Source organism: Sphingomonas sp. Leaf208, from assembly GCF_001421415.1.
Taxonomy (GTDB): Bacteria; Pseudomonadota; Alphaproteobacteria; order Sphingomonadales; family Sphingomonadaceae; genus Sphingomonas.
Genome location: NZ_LMKH01000037.1, coordinates 133,295 through 158,463, shown reverse-complemented (window position 1 = coordinate 158,463; position 25,169 = coordinate 133,295). Strand labels below are relative to the sequence as shown.

At 64.9% G+C, this 25,169-nt stretch carries 22 protein-coding genes and 2 tRNA genes; 13 read left to right on the top strand and 11 right to left on the bottom strand.

Annotated features, from left to right (window positions below; all coding sequences use genetic code 11):
* Both ASE69_RS23105 and ASE69_RS20165 read left to right on the top strand, forming a co-directional pair.
* Nucleotides 1–312, top strand: a 312-nt coding sequence (locus tag ASE69_RS23105; RefSeq protein ID WP_235519007.1) for a hypothetical protein, incomplete at its 5' end; no start/stop codon positions are given.
* 1,877 nt (nucleotides 313–2,189) lie between these two features.
* Nucleotides 2,190–2,645: a hypothetical protein gene (locus ASE69_RS20165; protein WP_156362432.1), complete on the top strand. Its 456-nt coding sequence runs from the start codon at nucleotides 2,190–2,192 to the stop codon at nucleotides 2,643–2,645.
* A 63-nt stretch (nucleotides 2,646–2,708) separates the two neighbouring features.
* Here the strand turns inward: ASE69_RS20165 and ASE69_RS20160 are convergent.
* The 3 genes from ASE69_RS20160 to moaA form a co-directional block, all read right to left on the bottom strand.
* Nucleotides 2,709–2,783 (bottom strand) — tRNA-Asn (locus ASE69_RS20160).
* Nucleotides 2,784–2,871: 88 nt separating this feature from the next.
* Entirely contained in the window at nucleotides 2,872–3,651 is a 780-nt protein-coding gene (locus ASE69_RS20155; RefSeq protein WP_056490697.1) for an NAD kinase, read from the bottom strand.
* Nucleotides 3,648–4,661 carry a GTP 3',8-cyclase MoaA gene (gene moaA / locus ASE69_RS20150; protein WP_056490694.1) on the bottom strand — a complete coding sequence of 338 codons (1,014 nt, stop codon included), beginning with the start codon at nucleotides 4,659–4,661 and terminating at the stop codon, nucleotides 3,648–3,650. Before moaA ends, ASE69_RS20155 begins: the two co-directional genes overlap by 4 nt.
* Nucleotides 4,662–4,785: 124 nt before the next feature.
* Here moaA and ASE69_RS20145 point away from each other — a divergent pair, with 124 nt between their 5' ends.
* The 6 genes from ASE69_RS20145 (at nucleotide 4,786) to ASE69_RS20120 (ending at nucleotide 13,177) form a co-directional block, all read left to right on the top strand.
* On the top strand, nucleotides 4,786–6,459 hold the full coding sequence (locus tag ASE69_RS20145) for an EAL domain-containing response regulator (RefSeq protein ID WP_235519006.1): 1,674 nt from the start codon (nucleotides 4,786–4,788) through the stop codon (nucleotides 6,457–6,459).
* Entirely contained in the window at nucleotides 6,459–6,881 is a 423-nt protein-coding gene (locus tag ASE69_RS20140; RefSeq protein ID WP_162236897.1) for a YybH family protein, read from the top strand. Before ASE69_RS20145 ends, ASE69_RS20140 begins: the two co-directional genes overlap by 1 nt.
* A gap of 29 nt (nucleotides 6,882–6,910) precedes the next feature.
* Complete coding sequence (locus tag ASE69_RS20135) at nucleotides 6,911–7,897, top strand: DUF2891 domain-containing protein (protein ID WP_056490761.1); 987 nt, start codon at nucleotides 6,911–6,913, stop codon at nucleotides 7,895–7,897.
* A gap of 68 nt (nucleotides 7,898–7,965) precedes the next feature.
* Nucleotides 7,966–10,074 (top strand): prolyl oligopeptidase family serine peptidase, encoded by a 2,109-nt coding sequence (locus tag ASE69_RS20130; protein WP_056490685.1) that lies wholly within the window; start codon nucleotides 7,966–7,968, stop codon nucleotides 10,072–10,074.
* A 17-nt stretch (nucleotides 10,075–10,091) separates the two neighbouring features.
* Entirely contained in the window at nucleotides 10,092–11,870 is a 1,779-nt protein-coding gene (locus tag ASE69_RS20125; RefSeq protein ID WP_056490682.1) for a DUF885 domain-containing protein, read from the top strand.
* A gap of 263 nt (nucleotides 11,871–12,133) precedes the next feature.
* Nucleotides 12,134–13,177: a rod shape-determining protein gene (locus ASE69_RS20120; protein WP_056490679.1), complete on the top strand. Its 1,044-nt coding sequence runs from the start codon at nucleotides 12,134–12,136 to the stop codon at nucleotides 13,175–13,177.
* Between the two features lie 118 nt (nucleotides 13,178–13,295).
* Here ASE69_RS20120 and ASE69_RS20115 read toward each other — a convergent pair.
* The 3 genes from ASE69_RS20115 to ASE69_RS20105 form a co-directional block, all read right to left on the bottom strand.
* Nucleotides 13,296–13,371 (bottom strand) — tRNA-Ile (locus ASE69_RS20115).
* Between the two features lie 135 nt (nucleotides 13,372–13,506).
* On the bottom strand, nucleotides 13,507–13,773 hold the full coding sequence (locus ASE69_RS20110; protein WP_031393308.1) for a hypothetical protein: 267 nt from the start codon (nucleotides 13,771–13,773) through the stop codon (nucleotides 13,507–13,509).
* A 154-nt stretch (nucleotides 13,774–13,927) separates the two neighbouring features.
* The gene (locus ASE69_RS20105) at nucleotides 13,928–15,331 is read right to left on the bottom strand and encodes a M20/M25/M40 family metallo-hydrolase (RefSeq protein ID WP_056490676.1); all 1,404 of its coding nucleotides are present in this window, start codon (nucleotides 15,329–15,331) and stop codon (nucleotides 13,928–13,930) included.
* A 123-nt stretch (nucleotides 15,332–15,454) separates the two neighbouring features.
* Here ASE69_RS20105 and ettA point away from each other — a divergent pair, with 123 nt between their 5' ends.
* From ettA to ASE69_RS20090, 3 genes are read left to right on the top strand one after another with little or no spacing between them, the layout of a single operon-like run.
* Nucleotides 15,455–17,134 carry an energy-dependent translational throttle protein EttA gene (gene ettA / locus ASE69_RS20100; RefSeq protein WP_056062887.1) on the top strand — a complete coding sequence of 560 codons (1,680 nt, stop codon included), beginning with the start codon at nucleotides 15,455–15,457 and terminating at the stop codon, nucleotides 17,132–17,134.
* Nucleotides 17,135–17,138: 4 nt separating this feature from the next.
* Entirely contained in the window at nucleotides 17,139–17,681 is a 543-nt protein-coding gene (locus ASE69_RS20095; protein ID WP_056490673.1) for a hypothetical protein, read from the top strand.
* A gap of 2 nt (nucleotides 17,682–17,683) precedes the next feature.
* Nucleotides 17,684–18,877 (top strand): sensor histidine kinase, encoded by a 1,194-nt coding sequence (locus ASE69_RS20090; RefSeq protein WP_056490670.1) that lies wholly within the window; start codon nucleotides 17,684–17,686, stop codon nucleotides 18,875–18,877.
* An 87-nt stretch (nucleotides 18,878–18,964) separates the two neighbouring features.
* Here ASE69_RS20090 and ASE69_RS20085 read toward each other — a convergent pair whose 3' ends face one another.
* From ASE69_RS20085 to ASE69_RS20065, 5 genes are read right to left on the bottom strand one after another with little or no spacing between them, the layout of a single operon-like run.
* Nucleotides 18,965–19,696, bottom strand: coding sequence for an NTP transferase domain-containing protein (locus ASE69_RS20085; protein ID WP_056490667.1), 732 nt, complete (start codon nucleotides 19,694–19,696; stop codon nucleotides 18,965–18,967).
* Between the two features lies 1 nt (nucleotide 19,697).
* Nucleotides 19,698–20,789, bottom strand: coding sequence for an inositol-3-phosphate synthase (locus ASE69_RS20080; protein WP_056050788.1), 1,092 nt, complete (start codon nucleotides 20,787–20,789; stop codon nucleotides 19,698–19,700).
* 15 nt (nucleotides 20,790–20,804) lie between these two features.
* Nucleotides 20,805–21,665 carry a CDP-alcohol phosphatidyltransferase family protein gene (locus ASE69_RS20075; protein WP_056490664.1) on the bottom strand — a complete coding sequence of 287 codons (861 nt, stop codon included), beginning with the start codon at nucleotides 21,663–21,665 and terminating at the stop codon, nucleotides 20,805–20,807.
* A gap of 54 nt (nucleotides 21,666–21,719) precedes the next feature.
* Nucleotides 21,720–23,765: an NAD(+) synthase gene (locus tag ASE69_RS20070; RefSeq protein WP_056490662.1), complete on the bottom strand. Its 2,046-nt coding sequence runs from the start codon at nucleotides 23,763–23,765 to the stop codon at nucleotides 21,720–21,722.
* Nucleotides 23,766–23,814: 49 nt separating this feature from the next.
* Nucleotides 23,815–24,282 carry a DUF1203 domain-containing protein gene (locus tag ASE69_RS20065; RefSeq protein WP_056490659.1) on the bottom strand — a complete coding sequence of 156 codons (468 nt, stop codon included), beginning with the start codon at nucleotides 24,280–24,282 and terminating at the stop codon, nucleotides 23,815–23,817.
* Between the two features lie 117 nt (nucleotides 24,283–24,399).
* Here ASE69_RS20065 and ASE69_RS20060 point away from each other — a divergent pair, with 117 nt between their 5' ends.
* Together ASE69_RS20060 and ASE69_RS20055 are read left to right on the top strand one after the other, a co-directional pair.
* Nucleotides 24,400–24,756: an ArsC family reductase gene (locus ASE69_RS20060; RefSeq protein WP_156362431.1), complete on the top strand. Its 357-nt coding sequence runs from the start codon at nucleotides 24,400–24,402 to the stop codon at nucleotides 24,754–24,756.
* A gap of 11 nt (nucleotides 24,757–24,767) precedes the next feature.
* Nucleotides 24,768–25,049 (top strand): DUF427 domain-containing protein, encoded by a 282-nt coding sequence (locus tag ASE69_RS20055; protein ID WP_056490655.1) that lies wholly within the window; start codon nucleotides 24,768–24,770, stop codon nucleotides 25,047–25,049.
* The last annotated feature ends 120 nt before the right edge of the window (nucleotides 25,050–25,169 follow it).

Sequence of the window (25,169 nt, the reverse complement as noted above, 5' to 3'; positions counted from 1 at the left end):
GACGATGCCGTTGAACAACGCTGTCACGCTCTGGCTTCGGCCGGTCTCGTGCTCTTGCTGCGCGCCCTCCCAGAACATTACGAGCGGCCAGCGTTCCGGAYAGTGCGGTCAGAGGCGGCGCAGCGCCAGTCGAACGGGCACGGTATCGACCCGACCAGYRCTCGTYTGATCGAGCGTCGAGCGAAGAATCTGGACCGCCAGATCGATCGTGATTCGCGTTTGCCGGTGCACCCGGCTAAGGAACGCAAAGAGAACAAACTTGCAAGGATTCGTTATGGTTGGACGGTGCCGGCTCTGTACGAACAACGATGAGATTGTGGTAATCGAGCACGTCGCTGCATACATGTGGAGAGCCGTATGGAGCGGGTTGAGGACCGGACGCCGTGGGCTGACGCCGGTGCGACATGGAAAACGGCGTTTCGTGAAATGGCCGTCGCGGCTCAACAGGCGTTGAAAGGCTAGTCACCTCCTTACAAGGTAGACTGAATCAATATTTTGTTAACAGATTTGTTGTCTGCCCGGCCCGGTGATGGACCGGCGCCCGAGCCCGGCCGCTCGGTCATATTTCCTCGTTCTCCGGTTGTAGGTTGCGCTGTACCTCGGAGAGCGAGGAACTTTTTATTGCGCGACCTGACAGCGGAAGCCAGCTAGGTGGGGAACAGCCGTGTTCGTTCTCAGACCGAGCGCTTTTGCCCACTTCGAACTAAGCATCATTGCTTTGTCCTTCGAGGCTTCCGGTAGAAACTGGCTCGGCTCCGTGACATATCCCGGATGCTGAGCCGTCATGAATAAGCGGAAGTCGCCTACGCACTGCACGTGCTCGCTTTGAAGTGGAGATGTACGCCGCACTACAGAGCGGTTCAGGAGTCGTCTGGCTCTTGAAGCGTATTGCAATCCACGCCCGATGACCGGGTGGAGGTTATGAAGATGAAGATCTCGATTTTGGCCGCTCTCGGAATGACCGTGGCAAGCATTGCTCTACCCGTCAGCGCTGACGCTCAACGACATAATGACCGTCAGCCTAGAGCCGTATCTCACGGATCACGTCACGATGGCGGCCGGTACAAAGCCCACAAGGTCGTTCAGCAGGGGCATCGCCCTCGCAGCGCGTACCCTTGGCATTGCAACGACTATAAACTTCGCAATCACATCCGTTGTCACGACTGACGATTATCAACTGTAGGCGCGTACCCCAGTCAGGAGCCGCCTGATTTTGGATTGTTCGCGCCCATTCGATAGCTCGATACCGTACTCCATTGGCGCGACCACCATCTTGCCATCGTTCATGTAGGTCAGCCCAAGGGTCAGCTTCGTATTCTTCGGCCCCGGCATGACCCACGAAACGCGATACGTTGCCAGAACGTGAAGCCTGTTCGTCGCCCCCGCCGCTTCACGAGTGCCAATGCGGCCGCGCGGCTAAAAGTCACGCCGGCTCTGTTGCCGCCGTCATCAATGATTCTTTCCAATGCTGGGCCGAATTGATCCGGCGTGCGTCTTTCGTTTGCCGGGTGCGTACGGCCCCGGCCGGCCCGCCTCGCGTTCACACGGCGCTTGAGGCGGGCCGTTACCACTTGCGGATGTAAGCGAAGAACGGCATTCATCCGTTGCCGGGTTTACTCCCAACGTTTCCCGGCCGGCCCGCCCTCTCCACCCGTCTGGGCGGGCCGTTACGGTTTGGCCATGATGGTACCAGCGAGCTGGCGTGAATCGGGTTCTTTCAACATCGCCGGTCGGTTTGCTTTTTCCGTAAAGTTCGCGCGACCAAGCCTAACCTTTGACTCTGGCTCCGGACGATATGTTCCAGACGCCGGATGACCAACGCCCCCCCCTATCACTACCACGGCACTCCCTCTCTCAAAGGTAGTGAGGCCTAGTGGATCGACACCCCGCCCAGATCGTCGTCACCGGCCGCATAACGATCCTCGTCGGGCTCCAGGTCGGCGTCGCCATCCAGCTTGTCCATCCGGTCGATTTTGCGGGCAGTGAGACGGGACGGCAGCGCGCGGGGCAGGCTTGGACAGCCCCAAGCAGTAGGTCTAGGGGCATCCTGGCGGGGTCCGGGGGCTCGGGTTGCCCTTATGCCTCCTCCCCGTTCTGGCGGCGCTCTATGGCGGTCCGCACGGCCTAGACGCGATCCGGGTTGCCGATTGGCGGGCGCATACCCTCGCCCCGACGTGTTCGGGAAGCCGATGACGCAACAGGAGGCGGTTGGGCCGGAACTGGTATCGGCCCTCTACTCGAGCCGCGACAAGGTGGACCCGAGGATAAAGCCGCTAATCGACATCGGCGCGCCAGTGACGAAGCCGCAGCGCTCGCACAAGGTCGGCGGCGAGTCGGTCGAGTGGACGCCTGCGCAGCACGAACGCTTGCAGGAGCTTACTGGTGGGCAGGCCAAGCCGAAGCTAGACGCGCTGGTAGCAAGAACGGACTGGCGCAAGATGGACGAGGACGAGAAGCACGACCGGGTTTGCAAGGTGACGAAGGACGCAACAAAAAAGGTTCTAGGGGGTGGCGTCGGGCCGGCACGAGTGGGCCGGGTTCCAGACGGTGGAGTAAAACTGGCCGGGAGCGAATCATTAAGCCCCGGGTTCCACATTGAAGCTTGCCGTTCAGTATTGTCAGTTACGCGGCGGGGGTTCCGGTGAGGGAACGTCTTTAGGCACGAAGCAAAAAAAATCCGGTAATGCAACGACTTAACAGTCGGAAAATGGCTCCCTGAGTAGGATTCGAACCTACGGCCACTCGATTAACAGTCGAGAGCTCTACCGCTGAGCTATCAGGGAACGTTGCCGGAGGCGGCTCTATAAACGGCCGGTCGGACGATGCAAGCGGGTTTCGCCGCAAAAATGCAAAGTCGGCGATAAACCGCGTTCAGGCGACGAACTGTTCCATGGTGATGCGGTCGTCGAGCGCGTGCTCCGGATCGAACAGCAGCGTGAGTTCGCGGGCGCGGTCCATGCAGATGTCGACCTGCGCGACGTCGCGAATCTCGCGCTGGTCGGCAACCGCGGAGACGGGGCGCTTGCCGGGGTCGAGTACGCGGATGCGGATGCGGGCCTTGTCGGGCAGAATCGCGCCACGCCAGCGCCGGGGGCGGAACGGGCTGATCGGGGTCAGCGCGACCATGCCCGAGCCGAGCGGCAGGATCGGGCCGTGCGCGGAGAGGTTGTACGCGGTCGAGCCAGCCGGCGTCGCGACGAGGATGCCGTCGCAGGCGAGTTCGGCGAGGACGACGCGATCGTTCACCGTCACTTCGAGATTGGCGGTCTGGCGGGTCTCGCGCAGGAACGAGACTTCGTTGATCGCGGGCAGCGTGTGCGTCCGGCCATCGACGCCGATCGCGGTCATGCTGAGGGGGATGACCTTGAACGGTTTCGCGCGCTCCAGCCGGTCGGTGAGGCCGTGGTGGCGCCATTCGTTCATCAGGAAGCCGACGGTGCCGAGGTTCATGCCGAACACGGGCACGGGCGGCTTGCGGCGCTCCAGCATCGTGTGCAGCGTCTGCAGCATGAACCCGTCGCCGCCGAGCGCGATGATGACGTCCGCCTCCTCGACAGGCACCCACTCGCCCATGTCGGCGAGTTCCGCTTCGGCGGCACGAGCAGGCGGGGTATTGGACGCGACCAGCGCCCGCCGCTCGTACAGGCTCATCCGCCGGTGACGCTCATGTGGCGTGCGACCGCAGGGCCTTCGCCCTGGCCGATGCGGAAGTCGTGCGCCTTGGGCTTGGCGAACAAGCCTGCGTCGATCGCTTCGTCGAGGCCGGCGGTCCCGCCTTCGCGCAGGGCCGCCTTCAGGTCGACCTGATCGTCATGGCCCAGGCACATGTACAGTTTGCCCTCGGTGGTCAGTCGCACCCGATTGCAACCTTCGCAGAAATTGGCGGTCAGCGGCGAGATGAGCCCAAGACGCGTGCCCGTGCCATCGACGTTCCAGTAGCGCGCGGGGCCGCCGGTCTTGTGCGCGTCGCGGGCGAGCGTGAACTGATGGCCGAGATCCTCGAACACCTTGGTCAGCGGCAGGAAGCGATCGGTACGATCCTCGTCGATCGCGCCGAGCGGCATCGTCTCGATCAGCGACAGGTCGAAGCCCTCATCGCGGCACCAGGCGAGCATCGGTGCGATCTCGTCCTCGTTGAAGCCCTTCAGCGCGACCATGTTGATCTTGATCGCAAGCCCCGCGTCGCGTGCGGCGTAAATCCCGCCGATCACCTGCGATACGTCGCCGTGGCGGGTGATGTAGCGAAAGCGCTCGGGATCGCGGCTGTCCATGCTCACGTTGACGCGGCGGATGCCGGCATCGACCATCGCCTCGGCATGCTGCGCTAGGCGCGTGCCGTTGGTGGTCATCGTCAGCTCTTCCAGGCCGGACCCTATGTTGTGACCCAGGCGCTGGACCAGTTCGGCAACGTCCCGGCGCACGAGCGGCTCGCCACCCGACAAGCGAATCTTTGTCACGCCGCGCGCGATGAAACGCTCTGCAATGATCGCGATCTCTTCGAGGCTCAGCAGCTTGCTGCGCGGCAGGAACGTCATCTTTTCGGACATGCAGTACCGGCAGCGCAGGTCGCAGCGATCGGTCACCGAAATCCGCAGATACTTGATCGTGCGACCATGCGTATCGCGCAGCGGCTTTTGCTCGAGGGTGGGCGCGATCGTCATCTTCTCCGAGCTAAGACCTGACTGTCCCACTAACAAGGCCGGATCGGCTGGTATTGGATTGGCGCGCGGCGATACGGCGGCTAGGCTCGCACCAATCGAGCGAGGTGCGACGGATATGGAAGACATGCAGATCGCAACGACGCTGTTCGCGGTATCGTTCCGTCAACGTGATGAGATCGCGGAGATTTTAGCGAGCGCAGGGGCCGGTGCGGCGTGGCAGGCGGCGGTCGTGGGCGATGCCGAAGGGTTGGAAAGCCGGTTCCTGGGGAGTGGTGCCGCGGTCGCGTTGATCGATGCGCGCGGTGCGCTCGACGACGGACTTTCGGCGACGCGCAGACTGGGCGGGTTGGTCGCTACCAACGGTGCGGCGTTGCTGGTGCTGGTATCGCGCGGCGATGTCGAGGCGATCGGCGAGTTCTTTGATGCGGGCGCGACGCAATTCCTTGCCAGTCCGGCGAGCGAAGGCGAACTCGTCCAGGCGCTGCGGTTCGCAGGGCGCCATGCCGCCCGCGCATCCGGCGGCGCGATCGATCGACGCGGCATACCCGGCGCATCGCACTATGACAGGGAGACCGGCGAAGCGCGGCGCTGGATCGTCAGCCGTATCGCCGAGGAGCGGCCGGTGGCGGTGGTGCTGGTCGCGCTGTCGCGCCTCGACATCGTCAATGCGGCGCATGGCCGCCCCGCGGTGGATGGCCTGATCGAAGCGGCCGTGTTGCGCGCGGAGACGGTCGCGCGCCAGGCGATCGGCGTGGATGCGATGGTCGCGCGGCTTGGCGGGTCGGAGTTCGTGCTGGTGATCGAGGCGGCCGGGGCCGCGGTGACGGCGGCGATCACCGCGCTGGACGCGGCGCTCGCGCGGCCGTTCGCGGTGGCCGATACGCGCGCCGTGCTCGGCTGTCGCTTCGGCGTGGCGCAGCGCCAGCCGGGCGACGATGCGGCGGCGTTGCTGCGCCGGGCGAGCGAGGCGCTGGCGGAGGCGAAGGCGAGCGACGGATCGGTGCTCCACGTCGCGCTGCCCGACGGAGTCGCGCCGATCGACGCGCTGGCGATCGACCTGCACCATGCGATCGAGCGCGACGAGATCGACTTGCGTTGGCAGCCGCAAGTCGAGATCGCGAGCGGCAAGATCACGGGGGTCGAGGCCTTGGCACGCTGGAACCACCGGGCGCTCGGGCCGCTCGGGGCGGATACGTTGTTCGACGCCGCCGACCGGGCCGATCTGGGCATCGCGCTGTCGGACCATATCCAGCGGCTGGTGCTGGCCCGTGCGATCGCCTGGCCCGAGGTTCTGGGGACGTTGCGCGTGTCGCTGAACCTGACGGCGGCGGATATCACGCGGCCGGGTTTTGCCGCGCTGTTCCTCGCGCGGATCGACGAGAGCGGGTTCCCGCGCGGGCGGCTGACGGTCGAGATTACCGAGACCGGGCTGATCGAAGACCTCGCGGCGGCGTCGGCGTTGCTGGCGGAACTGCGCGGGGCAGGGTGCCGGGTGGCGATCGACGATTTCGGGACGGGGTATTCAAGTCTCGCCTATCTGAAGTCGCTGCCGCTCGACTACGTCAAGATCGACAAGTCGCTGGTGCGGGACATCGATGGCAGCGCGCGCGACCGTGTGGTGGTGGCGGGCGCGATCACGATGGCGCGTTCGCTGGGGCTGGCAGTGATTGCCGAGGGGGTCGAGCGACCGTCGCAGCTCGAACTGCTCGCCGCGGGGGGATGCAGCCTGTACCAGGGCTTCCTGCTATCCGAACCGGTCGGCGAGGCGGCTTTGCTCGAACTGATGGGGAGAGAATGATGCGTACCGTGATGATACCCCTCGCGATCGTCGCGATCGCAGCACCCGCGATCGCGCAGACGCCCGCCGAAATCGCGATCCGCAAGGGCATGGAAGCAAGCGCGGCGGGCTGGAACGCGGGCGATCTCGCGCGCTTCATGGACATTTATGCCGAGGACGCGGTGTTCGTGACGCCGAAGGGACTGCTGCGCGGCAAGCCGGCGATTGCGGACAAATACCGGTCCAGCTTCAGCGGCACGGGCAATGCGCGCGGCAAGCTGTCGTTCGCGTTCCTGGAGATGCGCGGTCTGGATCCGGCGCATGCGATGCTGTTCGCACGGTGGACGCTGACCGGGGCGTCGACCAGCGAATCGGGCATGACGACTTTGGTATTCGAGCGGCGTGGCGGGACGTGGAAGATCATTTCGGATCACAGCAGCTGAATGTCCGACGAACGATGTGGGATGACACGATGACACAGCGGCTCGACCAGGCGACGGCGGCACGATTTGCCGGGCTGACGCTGGGGCATCTGACCCGCGAATGGCCATACAAGCTCGACCAAGTGCTCGACGGGCCCGGCGACCTGGCGCTGCCGAAGACGCTGCATCCGGTGTTTCATGGCAGTTTCGACTGGCATAGCTGCGTGCATGGCTGGTGGCAGGTGATGCGCCTCGCGCGGCTGTATCCCGACATGGCGGAGGCCGCCGCGGTCGAGGCGCTGGCGGACCGGATGCTCGTCCCCGCGCTGATCGCGGGCGAGGTGGCGTATCTCGATCGGCCGGGCACCGGCGGGTTCGAGCGACCCTATGGCTGGGGATGGCTGCTGGCGCTGCACGACGAGTTGGCGCGGCGACCCGACCGGCCCTGGGCGGCGGCGGTCGAGCCGTTGGCACGCGCGTTTGCGGCGCGGTTCGCGGCTTACCTACCAAAGCTGATTTACCCGGTGCGGAGCGGCAAGCATGATTGCACCGCGTTCGCGCTGGTCCACGCGCTGCGCTGGGCGCGGACGCACGACGCATCGCTCGCCGCGTTGATCGAGGCGCGCGCGCGGGATTGGTACGGCGACGACCATGATTGCCGCCCGTTCGAGCCGAGCGGGGAGGATTTCCTGTCGGCGACGCTGTGCGAAACGGTGTTGATGAAGGATGTGCTCGGGGCGGAGTTCGCGCCGTGGCTGGCGGCGTTCCTGCCCGATCCGTTCGGCCCCGCGACGGCATGCCTGCGCTCCCCCGCGATCGTCAGCGAACGGACGGACGGCCGGCTCGCGCATCTCGACGGCGTGAACCTGTCGCGCGCGTGGTGCTGGCGGACGATCGCCGATGCACTCCCCGATCCTGCCGCCGCGCGCGCGATCGCCGACGTGCACTTGGCGGAGGCGCTGCCGCATCTCGCGGACGACTACATGGGCGAGCATTGGCTGGCGACGTTCGCGCTGCTCGCGCTGGAGGCCGAATGATCTGAAGAGAGGGGCTGGCGTAGCGGACCGCGCTGCCTACAGTCGCATCACTGAACGATAAGAGAGTGATGATGCAAAGACGCCTGCCGTTCCTGGCCTTGCTGGCCCTTTCGACGACCGCGCTGGCCCAGACGCCGGCTCCCGCTACCGATCCGAATGCGTATCTCGAGGACATCCACGGCACGCGTGCGCTCGATACGGTCAAGCGGTGGAACACGCAGTCGCTCGCCGCGCTCGAAGCCAAGCCTGGCTATGCGCGCTACCGCCAGCGTGCGCTCGACCTGTTGCAGGCGGATCGCCAGATCGCGACGCCCGACCAGATTCTCGGCGATCAGGTGCTGAACCTGTGGCAGGACAAGACGAACGTGCGCGGCCTGTGGCGGGTCGCCTCGCTCGCCTCGTTCACCAGCGGCAAGCCGGTGTGGCGGACGCTGATCGATGTCGATGCTCTGGGTAAGGCCGAGGGCAAGAGCTGGGTGTGGAAAGGCGCGACGTGCCGCTCGCCGTCGTACGATCGCTGCATGGTCGCACTGTCGAACGGCGGCGGCGATGCGGTCGAGGAGCGCGAGTTCGACATCCCGACGGGCAAGTTCGTGACCGACGGCTTCTTCGTGCCGAGCTTTAAGACCGGGCTGAACTGGGCCGGGCCGGACGCGCTGTACGTGGCGACCGATTTCGGCGCCGGCAGCCTTACGAAATCAGGCTATCCGCGCACCGTGAAGCGGTGGCAACGCGGCATGCCGCTCTCGGCCGCGGCCACCGTGACGAGCGCGACGGCGGACGATGTCGGGATCGAGACCAGCGTCTTCACCGATGGCGACCGGCGCTATCCGCTGGTGTCGCGCAACGTCGATTTCTTCCATTCGAAGCGCAGTCATATCGCCGAGGACGGCAGGCTGGTGCCGTCGCCGTTGCCCGACGATGCGGAGATCAACGCAGTCCTCGATGGCCGGTTGATCGCGACGCTGGCGTCCGACTGGAAGGGAATCCCGAGCGGGTCGGTCGTGGCGTACAGCGTCCCCGACGTGCTGGCTGGACGCACGCCGACGATCGAGCGCGTGCTGGTACCGACCGCGACGCAGGCGGTGGAGCAGGTCGATTCGAGCAAGTCGGTGCTGTGGGTGAAGATGCTCGACGACGTCTCGGGCCGGCTCGTATCGCTGACGCGCGGCGCGGACGGCGTCTGGACGCAAGGCGTCGCGGCGTTGCCGACCGCATCGACGATCCACCTCGAAGCGACCGCAGGCAAGGACGATGTCGCCTTTGCGGTTGTCGAGAGCTTCCTCAGCCCGCCCGCGCTTTATGCCGTCCGCCCCAACGCGAAGCCGGTGGCGGTCGACACGCTGCCCGCGCGGTTCGATCCCTCGACGATGCAGGTCGAACAGCGGTTCGCGACGTCTAAGGACGGTACGAAGATCCCGTATTTCCTCGTGCGCAAGATGGGCTCGACGGGGCCGGTACCCGCGCTGGTCCACGCGTACGGCGGGTTCCGCAACGCGCAAACACCGACCTACCTCGTCGACCAGCCCTATCGCTCGGGGCCTGCGGGGCTGTTCTGGGTCGAGGAAGGCAACGCGTTCGTGCTCGCCAACATCCGTGGCGGCGGCGAATACGGGCCGCGCTGGCACCAGATGCCGCTGCGTGAAAACCGGCAAAAGGCGTATGACGATCTCCACGCGGTCGGCGACGATCTGGTGCGGACCGGCGTCAGTGCCAAGCGGAAGATCGCGGTATCCGGTCGGTCGAACGGCGGCCTGCTGGTCGGCGTCGCGATGGAGCAGCGGCCCGATCTCTACGGCGCGATCGTGATGGGATCGCCGCTGCTCGACATGCAGCGCTATTCGCATCTGTCGGCGGGTGCGTCGTGGATCGGCGAATATGGCGACCCGGACAAGCCCGCGGACTGGGCGTTCATCTCGAAATATTCGCCCTACCAGAATTTGAAGCGCGGCGTGCAATACCCGACGCCGTTCATCTACACCTCGACCGAGGACGACCGCGTCCACCCCGGCCACGCGCGCAAATTCGCCGCGCGGCTGGAAGCGTATGGCGATCCGTTCTTTTACTATGAGAACCCGGAAGGCGGCCACGCGGCGGGCGCCGACAAGATCGAGGACGCCAAGCGCGCCGCGCTCGTCACCGTCTATCTGAACGCACAACTCGCGCCACAGCGCTGATCGTCAGGAATTCCAAGATGCGTAATTTCCGTCTGTTGCTCAGCGCCGCGCTGCTCGCGCTGCCCGTTTCGTCGATCCCTGCGCCCGTGCTGGCCGCGCAAGCCGAGACGAGCGCGTTCGCGTTGCTGTCGAAGCGCTATGTCGATGGCCTCGCCCGCCTCAATCCGTCGTCGGCGACATCGCTCGGCGATCACCGGTTCGACGCGCAGATCACCGACATGTCCGCCGCCGGGCGCGCCAAACGAGAGGCGTTCTCGAAGGCCATGCTCGCCGACCTCCAGCGGATCGACCGCAAAGCCCTGTCGCGCGAGGAGCAGGTCGACGCGGCGCTGCTCGACAATGCGCTGCGCTACGACATTTGGGATACCGAGACGCTCGGCGGGTGGGCGTGGGATCCGCAGGTCTATAACGACATCGCCGGCAGCTCGCTCTATTCGCTCGCCGCGCGCGATTTCGCGCCGTGGCCGCAACGGCTGAACGCGGCGACCGCGCGGATGGAGGCGCTCCCCGCATTGCTGGCCCAGGCACGCGCCAACATCGTGGTCGCGCGCGTGCCGTCGATCTACGCGACGACCGTGGCGAAACAGAACAGCGGCATCGTCGACATCGCCGAGACCATGCTCGCCCCGCACAAGAGCGAGTTGTCGGCAGCGGACGCCAAGCGGTTCGACGCCGCGCTCGTCAAACTGAAGGCGGCGGTCGCCGAGCATCAGGTCTGGCTCGACAAGACGCTCGTGCCCGGTGCGAAGGGCGACTTCCGCCTGGGCGCGGCGCTCTACGACAAGAAGCTCGGCTTCGCACTGCAATCCGACCTCACCCGGGCCGAGATCAAGCGCCGCGCGCAGGCCGCGATCGTCGACACGCGCGCGCAGATGTACGCGATCGCGCGCCAGATATTCGGGGCCAAGAAGGGCGCGCTGCTGCTTCCCGACAAGCCGTCCGAGGCGCAGCAACAGGCCGCGATCCAACTCGCGCTCGAACTCACCTACGCCAAGCGCCCAGCACGCGACGGCATGATCGACGCCTCGACCAAGGCGCTGGCGCAGGCGACCGCCTTCGTCCGCGACAAGGGGCTGGTCGGAATGCCCGACAGCCCGGTGAAGATCATCACGATGCCCAAGTTCCAGCAGGGCGTCGCAGTTGCGTACTGCGATTCCCCCGGCCCGCTGGAAAAGAACCTCGGCACGTTCTTCGCCGTCTCGCCGATCCCCGACGACTGGACCGAGGCGCAGGCGACCTCGTTCCTCAGCGAATATAACGACTACATGATCCACGACCTCGCGGTGCACGAGGCGATGCCGGGGCATTATCTGCAGCTCGCGCACGCCAATGCGACACAGTCGACGCTGCGCGCGGTGCTCGGCTCGGGGCCGTTCATTGAGGGCTGGGCGGTCTATGCCGAGGGCATGATGGCGGACCAGGGCTATCTGAACGGCGATCCGCTGTTCAAGCTGACCGTGCTCAAGATGCGGTTGCGCTCGATCTCGAACTCGCTGCTCGACATCGGCATCCACACCGAAGGCATGACGCGCGAGCAGGCGATGCAACTGATGACGCACACCGCGTTCCAGCAGGAGCGCGAGGCGGCGGGCAAATGGGTCCGTGCGTCGCTCGGCTCGACGCAGCTGCTGAGCTATTTCACCGGTTATTCGGAGCACATGGCACTGCGCGAAGAGGCCAAGAAGCGGCAGGGCGCGGCGTTCGATCTCAAGCGTTACAACGACGCGTTGCTCGCGCATGGTTCGCCCCCGGTGCGCTACGTCCGCGAACTGCTGTTCGACCTGCCGATCGGCTGACGGCAGGCGGGTGCGCGTAACGCATATCCCGTGGTCGATCCGTTCATCGGCAGGGGGGCGAGGGCATGTCTTGCCGGCGCAGTACGGCGTCGGATCTTACCACGACCCATTCCGTGATGCCGTATTGAGATTGCCGTCGTGATCGTCGTTGGGTTCGCCCGTCCGGGCGCAGAGCGATTGACGCGGATCGCACGACGCCGACAGCATATGGTTTCATACAGTGGCCACGGTAACGGGCGCACGCTTTCAGATTGTCATAGCCCATGCGTCTTCCTCGCCTGTTCAGCCGCCCGTCGAACGACATGGCGATCGATCTCGGAACGGTGAACACCGTCGTCTATTTGCGCGGTCAGGGCATCGTCCTGAACGAACCGTCCGTGGTGGCGATCGAAACGCGCAATGGCGTCCAGCAGGTGCGCGCGGTGGGTGCCGAAGCGAAACTGATGATGGGCAAGACGCCCGACGGGATCGAGACCATCCGGCCGATGCGCGACGGCGTGATCGCCGATCTCGACGTCGCCGAGCAGATGATCAAGTTCTTCATCGAAAAGGCGCATGGCGGGCCCAGCCGACTGCCACGCCATCCCGAGATCGCGATCTGCATCCCGTCCGGCGCGACCCTGGTCGAGCGTCGCGCGATACGCCAGGCGGCGTCCAACGCCGGGGCGCGCAAGGTGTATCTGATCGAAGAGCCGATGGCGGCGGCGATCGGTGCCGGACTGCCGGTGACCGAGCCGGTCGGGGCGATGGTCGTCGATATCGGCGGTGGCACGACCGAAGTGGCGGTGCTGTCGCTGCGAGGGCTTGCCTACAGCACGTCGGCACGGGTCGGCGGCGACAAGATGGACGAGGCGATCAGTTCGATGATTCGTCGCAAGCACAATCTGATGATCGGCGAAGCCACCGCAGAGCGCGTCAAGCTGGCGGTCGGCATGGCGCGGATGCCGGAGGATGGGATCGGCGAGGTCATGCGCGTCAAGGGACGCGACCTGCGTGCAGGGGTGCCACGCGAGATCGAGGTGACGCAGGCGGATATCGCGGCGTCGTTGGCGGATCTGATCGGCCAGATCGTCGAAACCGTGCTGACTGCGCTGGAGAAGACCGAACCCGAACTGGCTGCCGACATCTGCGATCAGGGCATCGTCATGACGGGCGGCGGATCGCTGCTCGCGCGGATCGACGAAGTGTTGTCGGACGCGACGGGGCTGCCCGTCACGGTCGCCGAGAACGCGCTGACCTGCGTCGCGATCGGTGCGGGCCGCGCGATGGAAGAGCCTGTCTATCAGGGCGTGATGACGGAAATCTGATGTACCGGACTAACCGGCGCTCTGCGGTTTCAGCAACGTCGGAATGCACTGCACGTCGTGAAGGTCTCGAACCCGACATCGGTTTTCAAGCGCTTGGCTCGATGACAGGGCAAGGGGTTGGTGGGCCCGGCAGGAATCGAACCCGCAACCTAGCCGTTATGAGCGGCCAGCTCTAACCGTTGAGCTACAGGCCCAACCCGTAACCGCGTTAGCGCAAGCGTCCATCCCGCAAAAGGGCGCACAAGCAAAAGGCAAAGAAAAAGGGCGCTCCCGAAGGAACGCCCTTTCCGACACTAATACTCTATCGAGCGCGAACGCCCGACAGGGTCTTAGTTCATGTTGTCGGTCTTCTCGTCGGCAGCGTCACGGACGTTGTCGGCAGCTGCGTTCATGTTGTCAGCAGCGTTCTCGAGCACGTCGGTAGCGACTGCGTTCGAGGTGTTGTCCGCCATGGCGTCCATGTTGTCAGCCTGCATTTCCATGTTGTCAGCCAGCATGTCCGCGTTGTTCTCAACTGCGGCGGCTTCTGGCGACTTGCTGCAGGCTGCGACGGACATCAGGCCGGCGGCAGCAGCGATCAGAACGATCTTCTTCATTCGAATGCTCCCAAGCATAGTTTCACTCGCGGCCGACCCGATTGCCGTCGCGAAGTCACGTCAAATAGCGGCCCCCGGCGGGCGGTCAATCCGCTAAATTCATCTGTCCGCAAGGTTTGCGGCAGAACGATGACAGATTGGTTCATGCAATTCGTCACTTCTGGGGCACAATTGACCCGATTTCCTCGGGTGCATTGGCCACTGTCGCGATCACCGTGGTCCAGGCCGCGACGTTCTGGCGGAGCTGTTCGGGGTCGATCAGATCCAGCGTGTCCTCGGGCGTATGGTGGTAGTCGAAGTAGCGCAGGCCCGACTGGTTGAGGTCGATTCCGGCGACACCCGTGGCGATCACCGGGCCGACATCGGTGCCGCCGTGCGGGGCGTCGGCACCGCGGACGATCCCGAGCGGCGCGAGCGCGACCGCCAGGCGATCCTCGATCGGCTTGGCGGCGTCGGGCAGGCTGCTCTCGAACCGCCAGACGCGATCGGCACCGAAATCCGATTCGGCGGCGGTCGCGTGGCGTTCGCCGGCGTGCGCCTTGGCGTAGGCGGCTCCGCCGAAGCCGCCGCTCTCCTCGTCGCCAAACCAGACGACGCGGATCGTACGGCGTGGGCGCTGGCTGCCGTCCATGACGATCTTAGCGGCCGCCGCGGTGATCGCGATGCCCGCGCCGTCATCGATCGCGCCGGTGCCCAGATCCCAGCTGTCGAGATGGCCGCCGACCAGCACGATGCCCGCCTTGGGATCCGTGCCGGGGACTTCGGCGACGACGTTGCCTGATTCGCGCATCCCGACCTGCTTGTCTTCCAGGACCAGCTTCAGCGTCACGGGCTTGCCGAGCTTCACCAGCCGCTCGACATGCTCGGCGTCCGCGACCGACAGCGCGGCGGCGGGGATCGGCGTCACGCCCGTGTCGAAATTGGTGTTGCCCGCATGCGGCCCGCGGCCGTGATCGGTGCCGATCGACCGGATCACGATCGCCGCCGCGCCCTTCTTGGCGGCGACGTTCGGTCCGACGAAGCGCGCGGTGCCCTGCGATCCATAGCTCGACCCGTCCTGGGTCGGCTGCATCGTGTTCGACACGAAGGCGATCTTGCCCTTCAGGCTGCCGTCGGCGGCGAGCGCCAGGTCGTTGTACGTCGGGAAATACACGATCGGCAGGGTCAGCCCGCCCGGCGGCGTTGCGCCCGAATTGCCGAGGCCGACCAGATGCAGCTTCTGCGCATAGGGCGCGACCAGCTCACCACTCTCCGTGCCACGCGACCAGACCGGCAGCTGGTATGGCTCGATCCGCACATTCTTGAACCCGAGCGCCTTCAGCTTGGCCACCGACCAGGCGCGCGCCCGTGGTGCCGCCTCGGTGCCGGTCATCCGCGGGCCGACCTCGGTCGTGATCCCCTCGACGATCTTGTAGGCGGTATCGTCGGTCAGCGCCTTGTCGCGCAGTGCCGCAACCTTCGCGTCAACCCCGGTCGCGGGTGCAGCGGTGCGCTGCGCGGCAAGAGGAACGGCGGTGATTGCAGCACAGGCCGCCAGAAATGGTGCGATACGCGTCATCAGCAATTCCCCTTGGTGTCGGCCTCCTTCGTTAGGTCCCAGCTCGCGCGTTGCCAACCTTCGCGGCTGCCCTTACATGCGCAGATCAATCCCTCCCTCACGAACACCCGAACGGAGACCCCCGTGGCCGGCCAATACGCCTATGTCATGAAGGACATGACGAAGACCTTTCCCGGCGCGCCCAAGCCGGTGCTGTCGAACATCAATCTGCAATTCTATCATGGCGCCAAGATAGGCATCGTAGGCCCCAACGGCGCGGGCAAGTCGACGCTGATCAAGATCATGGCCGGCATCGACAAGGACTATACCGGCGAGGCATGGCCGGGCGAGAACGTCACGGTCGGCTATCTGGAGCAGGAGCCGCAGCTCGACGCCACCAAGACCGTGCTGGAGAACGTCAAGGACGGCGCGCGCGGTGTCGCGGACATGGTCGATCGCTTCAACGCAATCTCCGCCGAGATGGGCGATCCCCAGGACGACACCGACTTCGACGCGCTGCTGGAGGAGATGGGGACGCTTCAGGAGCAGATCGACGCGATCGACGGCTGGACGCTCGACAACCAGCTTGAGGTTGCAATGGAAGCGCTGCGTTGCCCGCCAGGCGACTGGCCGGTCGACAAGCTTTCGGGTGGTGAGAAGCGCCGCGTCGCGCTGACCCGCCTGCTGATCCAGAAGCCGGGTATCCTGCTGCTGGACGAGCCCACCAACCATCTCGACGCGGAAAGCGTCCAGTGGCTGGAGAACCATCTGAAGGATTATGCGGGCGCGGTGCTGATGATCACCCATGACCGCTATTTCCTCGACAACGTCGTTGGCTGGGTGCTCGAACTCGATCGCGGCAAGTATTTCCCGTACGAGGGCAATTACTCGACGTATCTCGAGAAGAAGGCCAAGCGCCTCGAGCAGGAGGACCGCGAGGAATCCGGTCGTCAGACCGCGATCAAGAACGAGCTCGAATGGATTCGTCAGGGTGCCAAGGCACGCCAGACCAAGTCCAAGGCGCGTATCGCCAACTTCGAACGCCTCGTCTCCGCACAGGAGAACCGCTCGCCGGGCAAGGCGCAGATCGTCATCCAGGTGCCCGAGCGTCTCGGCGGCAAGGTCATCGAGCTCGAGAACGTCTCCAAGGCTTACGGCGACAAGCTGTTGTTCGAGAACCTTTCGTTCACGCTGCCCGCGGGCGGCATCGTCGGCGTCATCGGTCCCAACGGCGCCGGCAAGTCGACGCTGTTCAAGCTGATCACTGGGCAGGAGACGCCGGACAGCGGCACGATCGACAAGGGTTCGACCGTGCGGCTCGGCTATGTCGACCAAAGCCGCGACCATCTCGACGACAAGAAGAACGTCTGGGAGGAAATTTCCGACGGCCTCGACTCGATGAAGGTCAACGGGTTCGACCAGTCGACGCGCGCCTATGTCGGGGCGTTCAACTTCAAGGGCCAGGACCAGCAGAAGAACGTCGGCAAGCTGTCGGGCGGCGAGCGCAACCGCGTCAACATCGCCAAGATGTTGAAGCGCGGCGGCAACGTGCTGCTGCTCGACGAGCCCACCAACGATCTCGATGTCGAGACCTTGGGCGCGCTCGAGGAAGCGATCGAGAATTTCGCAGGGTGCGCGGTGGTGATAAGCCACGATCGCTTCTTCCTGGATCGTCTCGCCACGCACATCCTGGCGTTCGAGGGCAACAGCCATGTCGAATGGTTCGAGGGCAATTTCGAATCCTACGAAGAGGACAAGCGCCGCCGTCTGGGCGATGCGGCGGATCGTCCTACCGCGCTGTCCTATAAGAAGCTGACGCGCTGACCCGATGTTGCGGGGGCTCGATGAGGAACTGGTCGCTCACAAATACGCGCACGTCGAGCGCGAGCGCCGGTTTCTCGTCGACCCTGCGCGTCGGCCCGATCTGGCCGATGCGCCGTATATCCTGATCGAGGACCGGTACATCGAGGGTACGCGGCTGAGGCTGCGCGCCATGACCGATAGCGGCTCGGGGCGCGTGGTCCTGAAGGTCGGCAAGAAATACGACGTTGCCGATGTGCTGAGCAGGCCGACGGTCACGACGTATCTTGATCGGGACGAGTATGACCTGCTGGCGAGACTGCCGGCACGATCTTTGAGGAAACGCCGGTATCCGGTGGGTGCTGACTTCGGCATCGACCTGTTCGAAGGAGCGCTCGCCGGGCTCGAACTCGCCGAGATCGAGCAGGACGACGCGGCCGCTTTGACGTCGATCGTCAGCCCCGAATGGGCAATCGCGGAAGTCACGCATGATCCGCGATTTCAGGGTGGGCGATTGAGCCTGCTGGATGCGGCAGGCGTGACGAGACTTATTGCCAGTAACATCGAGTGAGTATGACGGTTATCGAACAATCTCCCGGCGGCGATCGGCCCCCTGGCGCAGGCGAACTGGAATATCGTCTTCGTCAGCAGTCGATCCTGGCCGATTTCGGGATCGAGGCGCTGCGGGCGCGGGATCTGCAGCCGATGTTGCAGCGCGCGACCGAGTTGTGCGGCGAGGGGATGCGGTCGAAATACTGCAAGTTCCTCGAATACCGTCCCGAACAGAACACCTTGTTGGTCCGCGCAGGAATCGGCTGGGCGCCGGGGGTGGTCGGGTCGACCGAGATGCGGACCGATCTCGGTTCGCCGGCAGGGTTCGCGCTGGAGACCGGGCTGCCGGTGATATCGAACCACCTTGAGAACGAGCAGCGCTTCCGGACGCCGGAGTTCATGGCGCAGCACAATATCCGCCGCGCAATCAACGTGCTGGTCGAGACGTCGGGTAAGCGGTTCGGCGTGCTTGAAGTCGACAGCCCCGACGAAGGCAAGTTCGAGCCCGCCGATTTCGCGTTCATGCAGGGGTTTGCGAACCTTATCGGCGTCGCGATCGAGCGACAGCAGGCGGAGCAGCGGCTGAGCGAAGCGATGGAGCATCAGGAGTTGCTCACGCGCGAAGCCAGCCACCGGGTGAAGAACAGTCTCGCTCTGGTGTCGGCGATGCTCAATCTTCAGATGCAGGATGATGATGATCCGCGGATCCGCCGGCTGCTCGGCGATGCCCAGGCGCGGATCACCGCGATTGCGCAGACGCACGACCAGCTCTGGCGTGGCGATCAGGTCGGCATCGTCGCGCTGAACGATCTGGTCTGCGGGATCGCTACGGGGCTGGGGGAGCAGTCGCTCAACCACCGGATCGACTGCGATATCGAGGCGATCCTGATCAGCGCGGACGTGGCGATCCCGATGGGGTTGCTGGTCACCGAACTGGTCACCAACGCGATCAAATATGCCTATGGCGACGACGGCGGCGTGATCCTTGTCACCGTGCGGAGTGCTGACGGGCGGATAATCTTGACGGTGTCCGACGAGGGCGGCGGGTTGCCGGCGGACTTCGACTTGAAGACAGCATCGCGGAAAAGCCTTGGGATGCGGATGATCGGCAGCCTCGCGCGACAGTTGCGCGGGACTGTGACGATCGAGAACGCTGCGGTCGGGACGTGCGCGACGCTGGACGTGCCCGATCCTCGGGTCGAGGTCGCAGGCTAGGCACTGTTCTCCTGCGAACGCAGGAGTCCAGGGTCAGGAGCGTTTCGTTTGGTATCCTGGGTTCCTGCTTTCGCAGGAGAACGGCAGTTAAGCGGCGACCGCGTCGGCTTTAGTCGCCATCCACGCTTCGGCTTTTGCCAGCGCGGGGGCGTCGTCGACGTCGATCCAGTCGATGTCGCTGCAATCCACGATCCGGGCCAAGCCTTGCGCGGCTAGCAGGCGAACGCCCTCCGTGAGCGAGGGGCTCGCGAGCGTTGCCAGCGCGTCCGACAGCGCAGGGCCGATCGCGAAGACGCCGGTGTCGTAGCAGTCGTGCGGTTCGAGCCCCTTGCCGATCGCGACGATGCGGTCGCCTTCGGTCGCCACGCAGGTGACGTCCTCCGGGTCGACCCAGTCATGACCGAGCCGTCGGTCGATGCCGAGGCGCAGACCACCGCCCGCGCCGGCCCTCGCCATGCGCGCGTAGAGTTCGGGGCTGACGAGGTGGTCGCACATTGCGAGAATTGCTTCACTACCGCCGAGCGCATCGCGCGCCGCCAGTACCGAAACGCCGTTGGGTTCGCGGTGATCCGCGAGAACCGTCTCGACCTTCAACGGCCAACGCCGGCTCGCGAGATACGCCTCGATCGCCTCGCGCCCGTAGCTCACCGTCACGATCGCCCGCGCGAAACCAGCCTCGGCCAGCCCTTCAAGCGCGTGAGCGATCAACGGCCGCCCCGCCACCGCGCAGAGCGGCTTGTACGGGGCGGAGGTGCGAAGGCGGCTGCCTTCCCCGGCGGCGAGGATGATCGCCGTTTGAATCCGGGGCGCATCGATCATGTCAGGCGGCCTTGATGAACCGCTCGACTTCGATCTGCGCGAGATCGTCGGTCATCTGCGTGCGCGGGTGCTTGCAGAAATAGGCCGAGGCAGGGTCGATCACGCCGGCGATGCCGCGATCCTTGGCGATCTTGGCGCAACGGATCATGTCGATCGCGACGCCCGCCGAATTGGGGCTGTCCTCGACCGATAGACGCAGCTCGATGTTCATCGGCACGCCGCCGAACAGCTGGCCTTCCATGCGCAGGAAGCAGACCTTGTTGTCGTTCTGCCAGGGCACATAGTCCGACGGACCGATATGGACGTTGTCGTCGTCCATGCGCTCGGCCGCGACCGACTGCACGGCTTCGGTCTTCGAGATCTTCTTCGACTCGAGACGGCGATGGTTTGACATGTTGAGGAAGTCGGTGTTGCCGCCGGTGTTAAGCTGGTACGTACGATCCAGCTTCACGCCGCGCTTGGCGAACAGGTCGGTCAGCACGCGGTGGACGATCGTCGCGCCGAGCTGAGCCTTGATGTCGTCGCCGATGATCGCGACGCCGGCGTCTTCGAACTTCTTCGCCCAGACCGGGTTCGAGGCGATGAAGACGGGGATGTTGTTGACGAACGCCACGCCCGCTTCGATCGCGCATTCGGCGTAGAATTCGGTCGCTTCCTGCGAACCGACCGGCAGGTAGTTCATGAGAACGTCGGCGCCCGATGCCTTCAGCTCGGCGATGACCTCTTCACGCGTCGGTTCGGCGGCGTCCGAGACGAGGAACGTACGGTCGTCCTTGAAGTCGGCCATATGGTCGGCGACGCCGTCCAGCTTCTTGCCCATCTTCACGATCGTGCCGGTGTTGCCGACATTGGGTGCGAACACCGCGGTGCAGTTCGGCTTGGCGAAGATCGCCTCGGCGACGTCCTTGCCGACTTTCCGGCGATCGACGTCCCAGGCCGCGACGACCTTGATGTCGCTCGGCTTGTAGCCGCCCATATCGAAATGCATCAGGCCAACCTGGTCGTTTGCCCCCTCGCGATAATGCTCGAGGCCCTGGACGAGCGAGCTCGCGCAGTTGCCGATGCCGACCACGGCGATCCGAATGCTATTCATTACTGACCCTGTTCCTTACGAAAGATGCATGCGCGACGCGGTCTTTGGTCGCGTTGCGGAAGTATTACGAACGAAAGCCCGCTCGACACGACGGTGCCAGACGAGCCCGACGATGGCCACGAGCGTCAAAGGGACGATCTCGAACCACCAGAAGATGCGTGGGTTGCCCGCGAAACAGGCGACGAAGATCGCCCATACCCGGACATTCGCGGTAAGCAAGGCCATGAAGCGCAACGGCGCGACGGCGCGGGCACCGTACAGGGCCCCGAGCGCGACCGGATCCGCCGACTGACCGAGCGTGCGCTCGAACGGCATTGCGATCCGGTCGATGCTGCTCGCGACGCCGTCGTAGAAGCGGACGAGCGCGTTGCCGGTCGGAACGGGAAGCGCTTCGAGCGCCACGCCCTTGATGCGACGATGGAAGCGTGAGCGCTCGCCCTCGTACATGTTCGACTGCACCGCATGTGCGCCACCGGCGGCAAAAGCGAGGACCCAGGCCTCGGGCGTGTCGATCGTCAGCGCGAGCGAGATGTAGATCAGCGCGAAGACGCCGTGATCGCATAGCCCGTCGAGCATGCGACCGAGCGGGCTCGCCGTCTTGGTTGCACGCGCGACCATGCCGTCGAGTCCGTCGGCGATAAGCCACCCCATCGACAGCACCAGGCCGACCAGCGCGAGGGCCCAGTTTCCCCATTGCGTGTAGGCAAGCGCCGCTGCTCCGCCGAGGCAAAGCCCCGCCACCGACACCGAATTGGCCGAAATTCCACGCGCCAACGCAAGCGGCAAAAGCGCACGGCCTGCCGGGTGAATCAGCCAAAGATTAGATGGGATCTCGATCCGGCGATCGCGCGATCCATCCGGTGGAGCCACTGTCATAGGATTTTCATAATGCGCCGGATGGGCGATTTATGCAAGGTGGCGCGGCTGACCTTACGGAACGCTTGACCGCAATTCCTTGATCCAGATCTCGGCAGTTCCATCCGACGGCGCACGCCAGTCGCCACGCGGCGATAGCGCACCGCCTGCCGAGACCTTCGGCCCGTTGGGCATCGCCGACCGCTTGAACTGGCTGGTCGTAAAGAACCGGAACAGGAATTTCTCCAGCCAATGGCGGATCGTCGGCAGGTCGTAGGCGACGCGCGCGTCCGCGGGCAGGTCTTCCGGCCATGCGCCGACGCTCGCATCGCGCCATGCGTGCCAGGCGAGAAACGCGATCTTCGAGGGGGCAAGGCCGTAGCGGATCACGTAATGCGCGAAGAAATCGTTCAGCGCATAGGGCCCGATCATCGACTCGGTGCTCTGCAATGCGCCATCCGCGCCCGCCGGAACGAGCTCGGGCGAGATCTCCTGCGCCAGGATCGTCGAGAGGATCGCGTCGGTCGCCGCGTCATACTGATCGGTGCGGATACACCAGCGGATCAGGAACTGGATAAGCGTCTTGGGCACGCCGCTGTTCACCGCGTAATGGCTCATCTGGTCGCCGACGCCGTAGGTGCTCCAGCCGAGCGCCATCTCGCTGAGATCGCCAGTGCCGAGCACGATCCCGCGCCGCTGGTTGGCAAAGCGGAAGAGATAGTCGGTGCGCAAACCCGCCTGCACGTTCTCGAAGGTAATGTCGTAGACGGGTTCACCCTCGCTGAAGGGATGGCCGATGTCCTCCAGCATCCGCGTGGCGGCGGGGCGGATGTCGATCTCTTCCGCGGTGATGCCGAGCGCGCGCATGAGTGCCCAAGCGTTAGCCTTGGTCCCTTCGCCGGTTGCGAAGCCGGGCATGGTGAAGCCGAGGATCGCGCTGCGAGGCCGCCCGAGGCGGTCCATCGCCTTCGCCGCGACGATCAGCGCGTGGGTCGAGTCGAGCCCGCCGGACACACCGATCACGATCGTCTCGGCATTCGCGGAGACGAGGCGCTTCGAGAGCGCCTCCACCTGGATGTTGAACGCCTCGTAGCAATCGTCGCCGCGCCGCGCCGGGTCGTTCGGGACGAACGGGAACCGGCGGATGGCGCGTTCGAGGCCAGCGTCCTCAAGTACCGGCGCGTGATCGAACGCGATCCGCCGGAATCGTGTTTCGGGGTTGCCGGCGAACATCGCCGCATCGTTGAACGTGCCGGTCCGTAGGCGTTCCTGCGTGATCCGTTCGCAGTCGACGTCGGCGACGACCAGTTCGGGCTCGGTCGAGAACCGCGCCGACTCAGCGATCTGCTCGCCGAGTTCGTGGACCAGTCCCTGGCCGTCCCAGGCGACCTCTGTAGTGCTTTCGCCCGGCCCCGCGGCGGAATAGACATAGGCGCAGACCGCGCGGGCCGATTGCGCCGCCGCCAGCATCGCCCGGTCGCGCGCCTTGCCGATCACGATGTTCGACGCGGACAGGTTGCAACAGATCAGCGCCCCGGCGAGGGCGCCCGCGGTCGAGGGCGGGGTAGGGGCCCAGTAATCCTCGCAGATCTCGGCATGGAACACGAAGCCGGGCAGATCGCGCGCGGCGAAGATCAGGTCGGTCCCGAATGGTATCGCTTCACCGTCAAGGTCGATCGTCAGTCCAGTCATTCCCATGCCGCTGGCAAACCAGCGCTTCTCGTAGAACTCGCGGTAGTTGGGCAGGAACGTCTTCGGCACCACGCCGAGCACATGCCCCCGCGCGATCGCCAGCGCACAGTTATACAGCCGACCGTTGCGCACCAGCGCGGCGCCGACCAGCAGCACCGGCCGCAAGATCGCGCTCGCCTCAACCACCGTCCCGATCGCGGCTAGCGTAGCTCGCTGCTGCGCGGTCTGAAGATGGAGGTCGTCTATCGCGTAGGAGGTGAGGTTCAGCTCCGGGAAGACGACGAGGTCGACGCCCTTCGCATCCGCCTCGCGCGCCAAGGCGATCGTAGCCTCGGCATTGGCGCCGGTATCCCCCACCGAAGCCCGCGGCGTCGCGGCGGCAACCCGGATCAGCCCGTGACTATGGATCGCGTAGAATGGATGCGTCATGACGCACCGATAAACGCCCCGAGCCGGTCACGCCACCGGCTTGCGCACGTCAGGCACGAACGATGCGCGCGGCGTAACATCCGCGTCTGGCGTAATGGGCCTGCAGATACGCCACGTCCGGCACCGCGAAGAAGCGCTCGATCAGCGGGATCAGGTCCGTGCCTGCGACCAGGTCGGCGTCGATCATTTCGTCGTCGAATCCAAAGGCGCGCAGGGATATCGGCCGGATGCGGATCGCCTCGGGGATGGCGTTGAGCAGGTCCAGCGGTTCCGTCTCCGCCTCGGATACGAAGATCGCGTGGCGCGAGCGGTAGGGCGTGTCGGCCGGCTGATGTTCGTAGTTGATCAGGATCGCGGTTTCGCCGATCTCCAGGTCGCGTACCGCGATGCGATCGGGAAAGCCGGGCTTGGCGTCGACACTGTATCGCCGGGCGCCCGCTAGCGCGAGGCCGGCATCGGAGGCGCCGAACAGGTGTCGAAACTGGTCGGGGTCGAGCCCCTGAACGCGGAAGGACATGATCGCTCCTCTTGAGTATGAGCGAGCTTCATGTCCTGGATCGGGTGCACGTGCGTCCCGTCGCTTGCTATCAAACGGATGCGCCTGGACTCATTCCAGTTTGCTTCGGAGGCTATTTTGACGATCACGATGTTCGGCATCAAGAATTGCGACACGATCAGGAAGGCGCGGACATGGCTGGATGCGCACGACGTGGACTATGCGTTCCACGACTATAAGACCGCCGGAATCGACGCCGCGCATCTGAACGACTGGATCGGCCGGGTTAGCTGGGAGGTGTTGCTCAATCGTGCGGGGACGACGTTCCGCAAACTTCCGGATGTGGACCGAGCGGATCTCGATGCCGGGAAGGCCATCGCGCTGATGCTGGCGCAATCGTCGATGATCAAGCGGCCTGTGCTCGATACCGGCAAGACGCTGCTGGTCGGGTTCAAGCCCGAAGCGTATGAGGCGGCGGGGCTGGGGCACGCCTGAAGGAGATCAGTATGCCGGTTGCAAGTTGGAATGGCCACGAGATCGCTCGATCGGACGATACCGTCGTCGTCGAGGGCAATCATTATTTTCCCGCCGACAGCGTCGATCCGGCATTGCTAGAGGATAGCGCCACGCATTCGAGCTGCCCGTGGAAGGGTGTGGCGAGTTACAAGACGTTGGTCGTCGACGGGAAGCGCAATGTCGATGCGGTCTGGTATTATCCAGAGCCGAAGTCGGCAGCTGCCGAGATCAAGGATCGCTATGGGTTCTGGAAGGGCATCGTCGTTGCATAAGGACGGGCGCGCCATTGTTTGAGTCCTCCCCCGCCAGGGGGAGGTGTCGCCGAAGGTGACGGAGGGGGAGGATACGGAACAGGCGTTTCGCTTACCTCCCCCTCCGGCTGGCAAGTGCCA

Bases quoted from the DNA above. Each gene is read 5' to 3' on its own strand.
- ASE69_RS20165 (WP_156362432.1), top strand. From the start codon at position 2,190: ATGACGCAACAGGAGGCGGTTGGGCCGGAACTGGTATCGGCCCTCTAC.
- ASE69_RS20155 (WP_056490697.1), bottom strand. From the start codon at position 3,651: ATGAGCCTGTACGAGCGGCGGGCGCTGGTCGCGTCCAATACCCCGCCT.
- moaA (WP_056490694.1), bottom strand. From the start codon at position 4,661: ATGACGATCGCGCCCACCCTCGAGCAAAAGCCGCTGCGCGATACGCAT.
- ASE69_RS20145 (WP_235519006.1), top strand. From the start codon at position 4,786: ATGCAGATCGCAACGACGCTGTTCGCGGTATCGTTCCGTCAACGTGAT.
- ASE69_RS20140 (WP_162236897.1), top strand. From the start codon at position 6,459: ATGCGTACCGTGATGATACCCCTCGCGATCGTCGCGATCGCAGCACCC.
- ASE69_RS20135 (WP_056490761.1), top strand. From the start codon at position 6,911: ATGACACAGCGGCTCGACCAGGCGACGGCGGCACGATTTGCCGGGCTG.
- ASE69_RS20130 (WP_056490685.1), top strand. From the start codon at position 7,966: ATGATGCAAAGACGCCTGCCGTTCCTGGCCTTGCTGGCCCTTTCGACG.
- ASE69_RS20125 (WP_056490682.1), top strand. From the start codon at position 10,092: ATGCGTAATTTCCGTCTGTTGCTCAGCGCCGCGCTGCTCGCGCTGCCC.
- ASE69_RS20120 (WP_056490679.1), top strand. From the start codon at position 12,134: ATGCGTCTTCCTCGCCTGTTCAGCCGCCCGTCGAACGACATGGCGATC.
- ASE69_RS20110 (WP_031393308.1), bottom strand. From the start codon at position 13,773: ATGAAGAAGATCGTTCTGATCGCTGCTGCCGCCGGCCTGATGTCCGTC.
- ASE69_RS20105 (WP_056490676.1), bottom strand. From the start codon at position 15,331: ATGACGCGTATCGCACCATTTCTGGCGGCCTGTGCTGCAATCACCGCC.
- ASE69_RS20095 (WP_056490673.1), top strand. From the start codon at position 17,139: ATGTTGCGGGGGCTCGATGAGGAACTGGTCGCTCACAAATACGCGCAC.
- ASE69_RS20090 (WP_056490670.1), top strand. From the start codon at position 17,684: ATGACGGTTATCGAACAATCTCCCGGCGGCGATCGGCCCCCTGGCGCA.
- ASE69_RS20085 (WP_056490667.1), bottom strand. From the start codon at position 19,696: ATGATCGATGCGCCCCGGATTCAAACGGCGATCATCCTCGCCGCCGGG.
- ASE69_RS20080 (WP_056050788.1), bottom strand. From the start codon at position 20,789: ATGAATAGCATTCGGATCGCCGTGGTCGGCATCGGCAACTGCGCGAGC.
- ASE69_RS20075 (WP_056490664.1), bottom strand. From the start codon at position 21,665: ATGACAGTGGCTCCACCGGATGGATCGCGCGATCGCCGGATCGAGATC.
- ASE69_RS20070 (WP_056490662.1), bottom strand. From the start codon at position 23,765: ATGACGCATCCATTCTACGCGATCCATAGTCACGGGCTGATCCGGGTT.
- ASE69_RS20065 (WP_056490659.1), bottom strand. From the start codon at position 24,282: ATGTCCTTCCGCGTTCAGGGGCTCGACCCCGACCAGTTTCGACACCTG.
- ASE69_RS20055 (WP_056490655.1), top strand. From the start codon at position 24,768: ATGCCGGTTGCAAGTTGGAATGGCCACGAGATCGCTCGATCGGACGAT.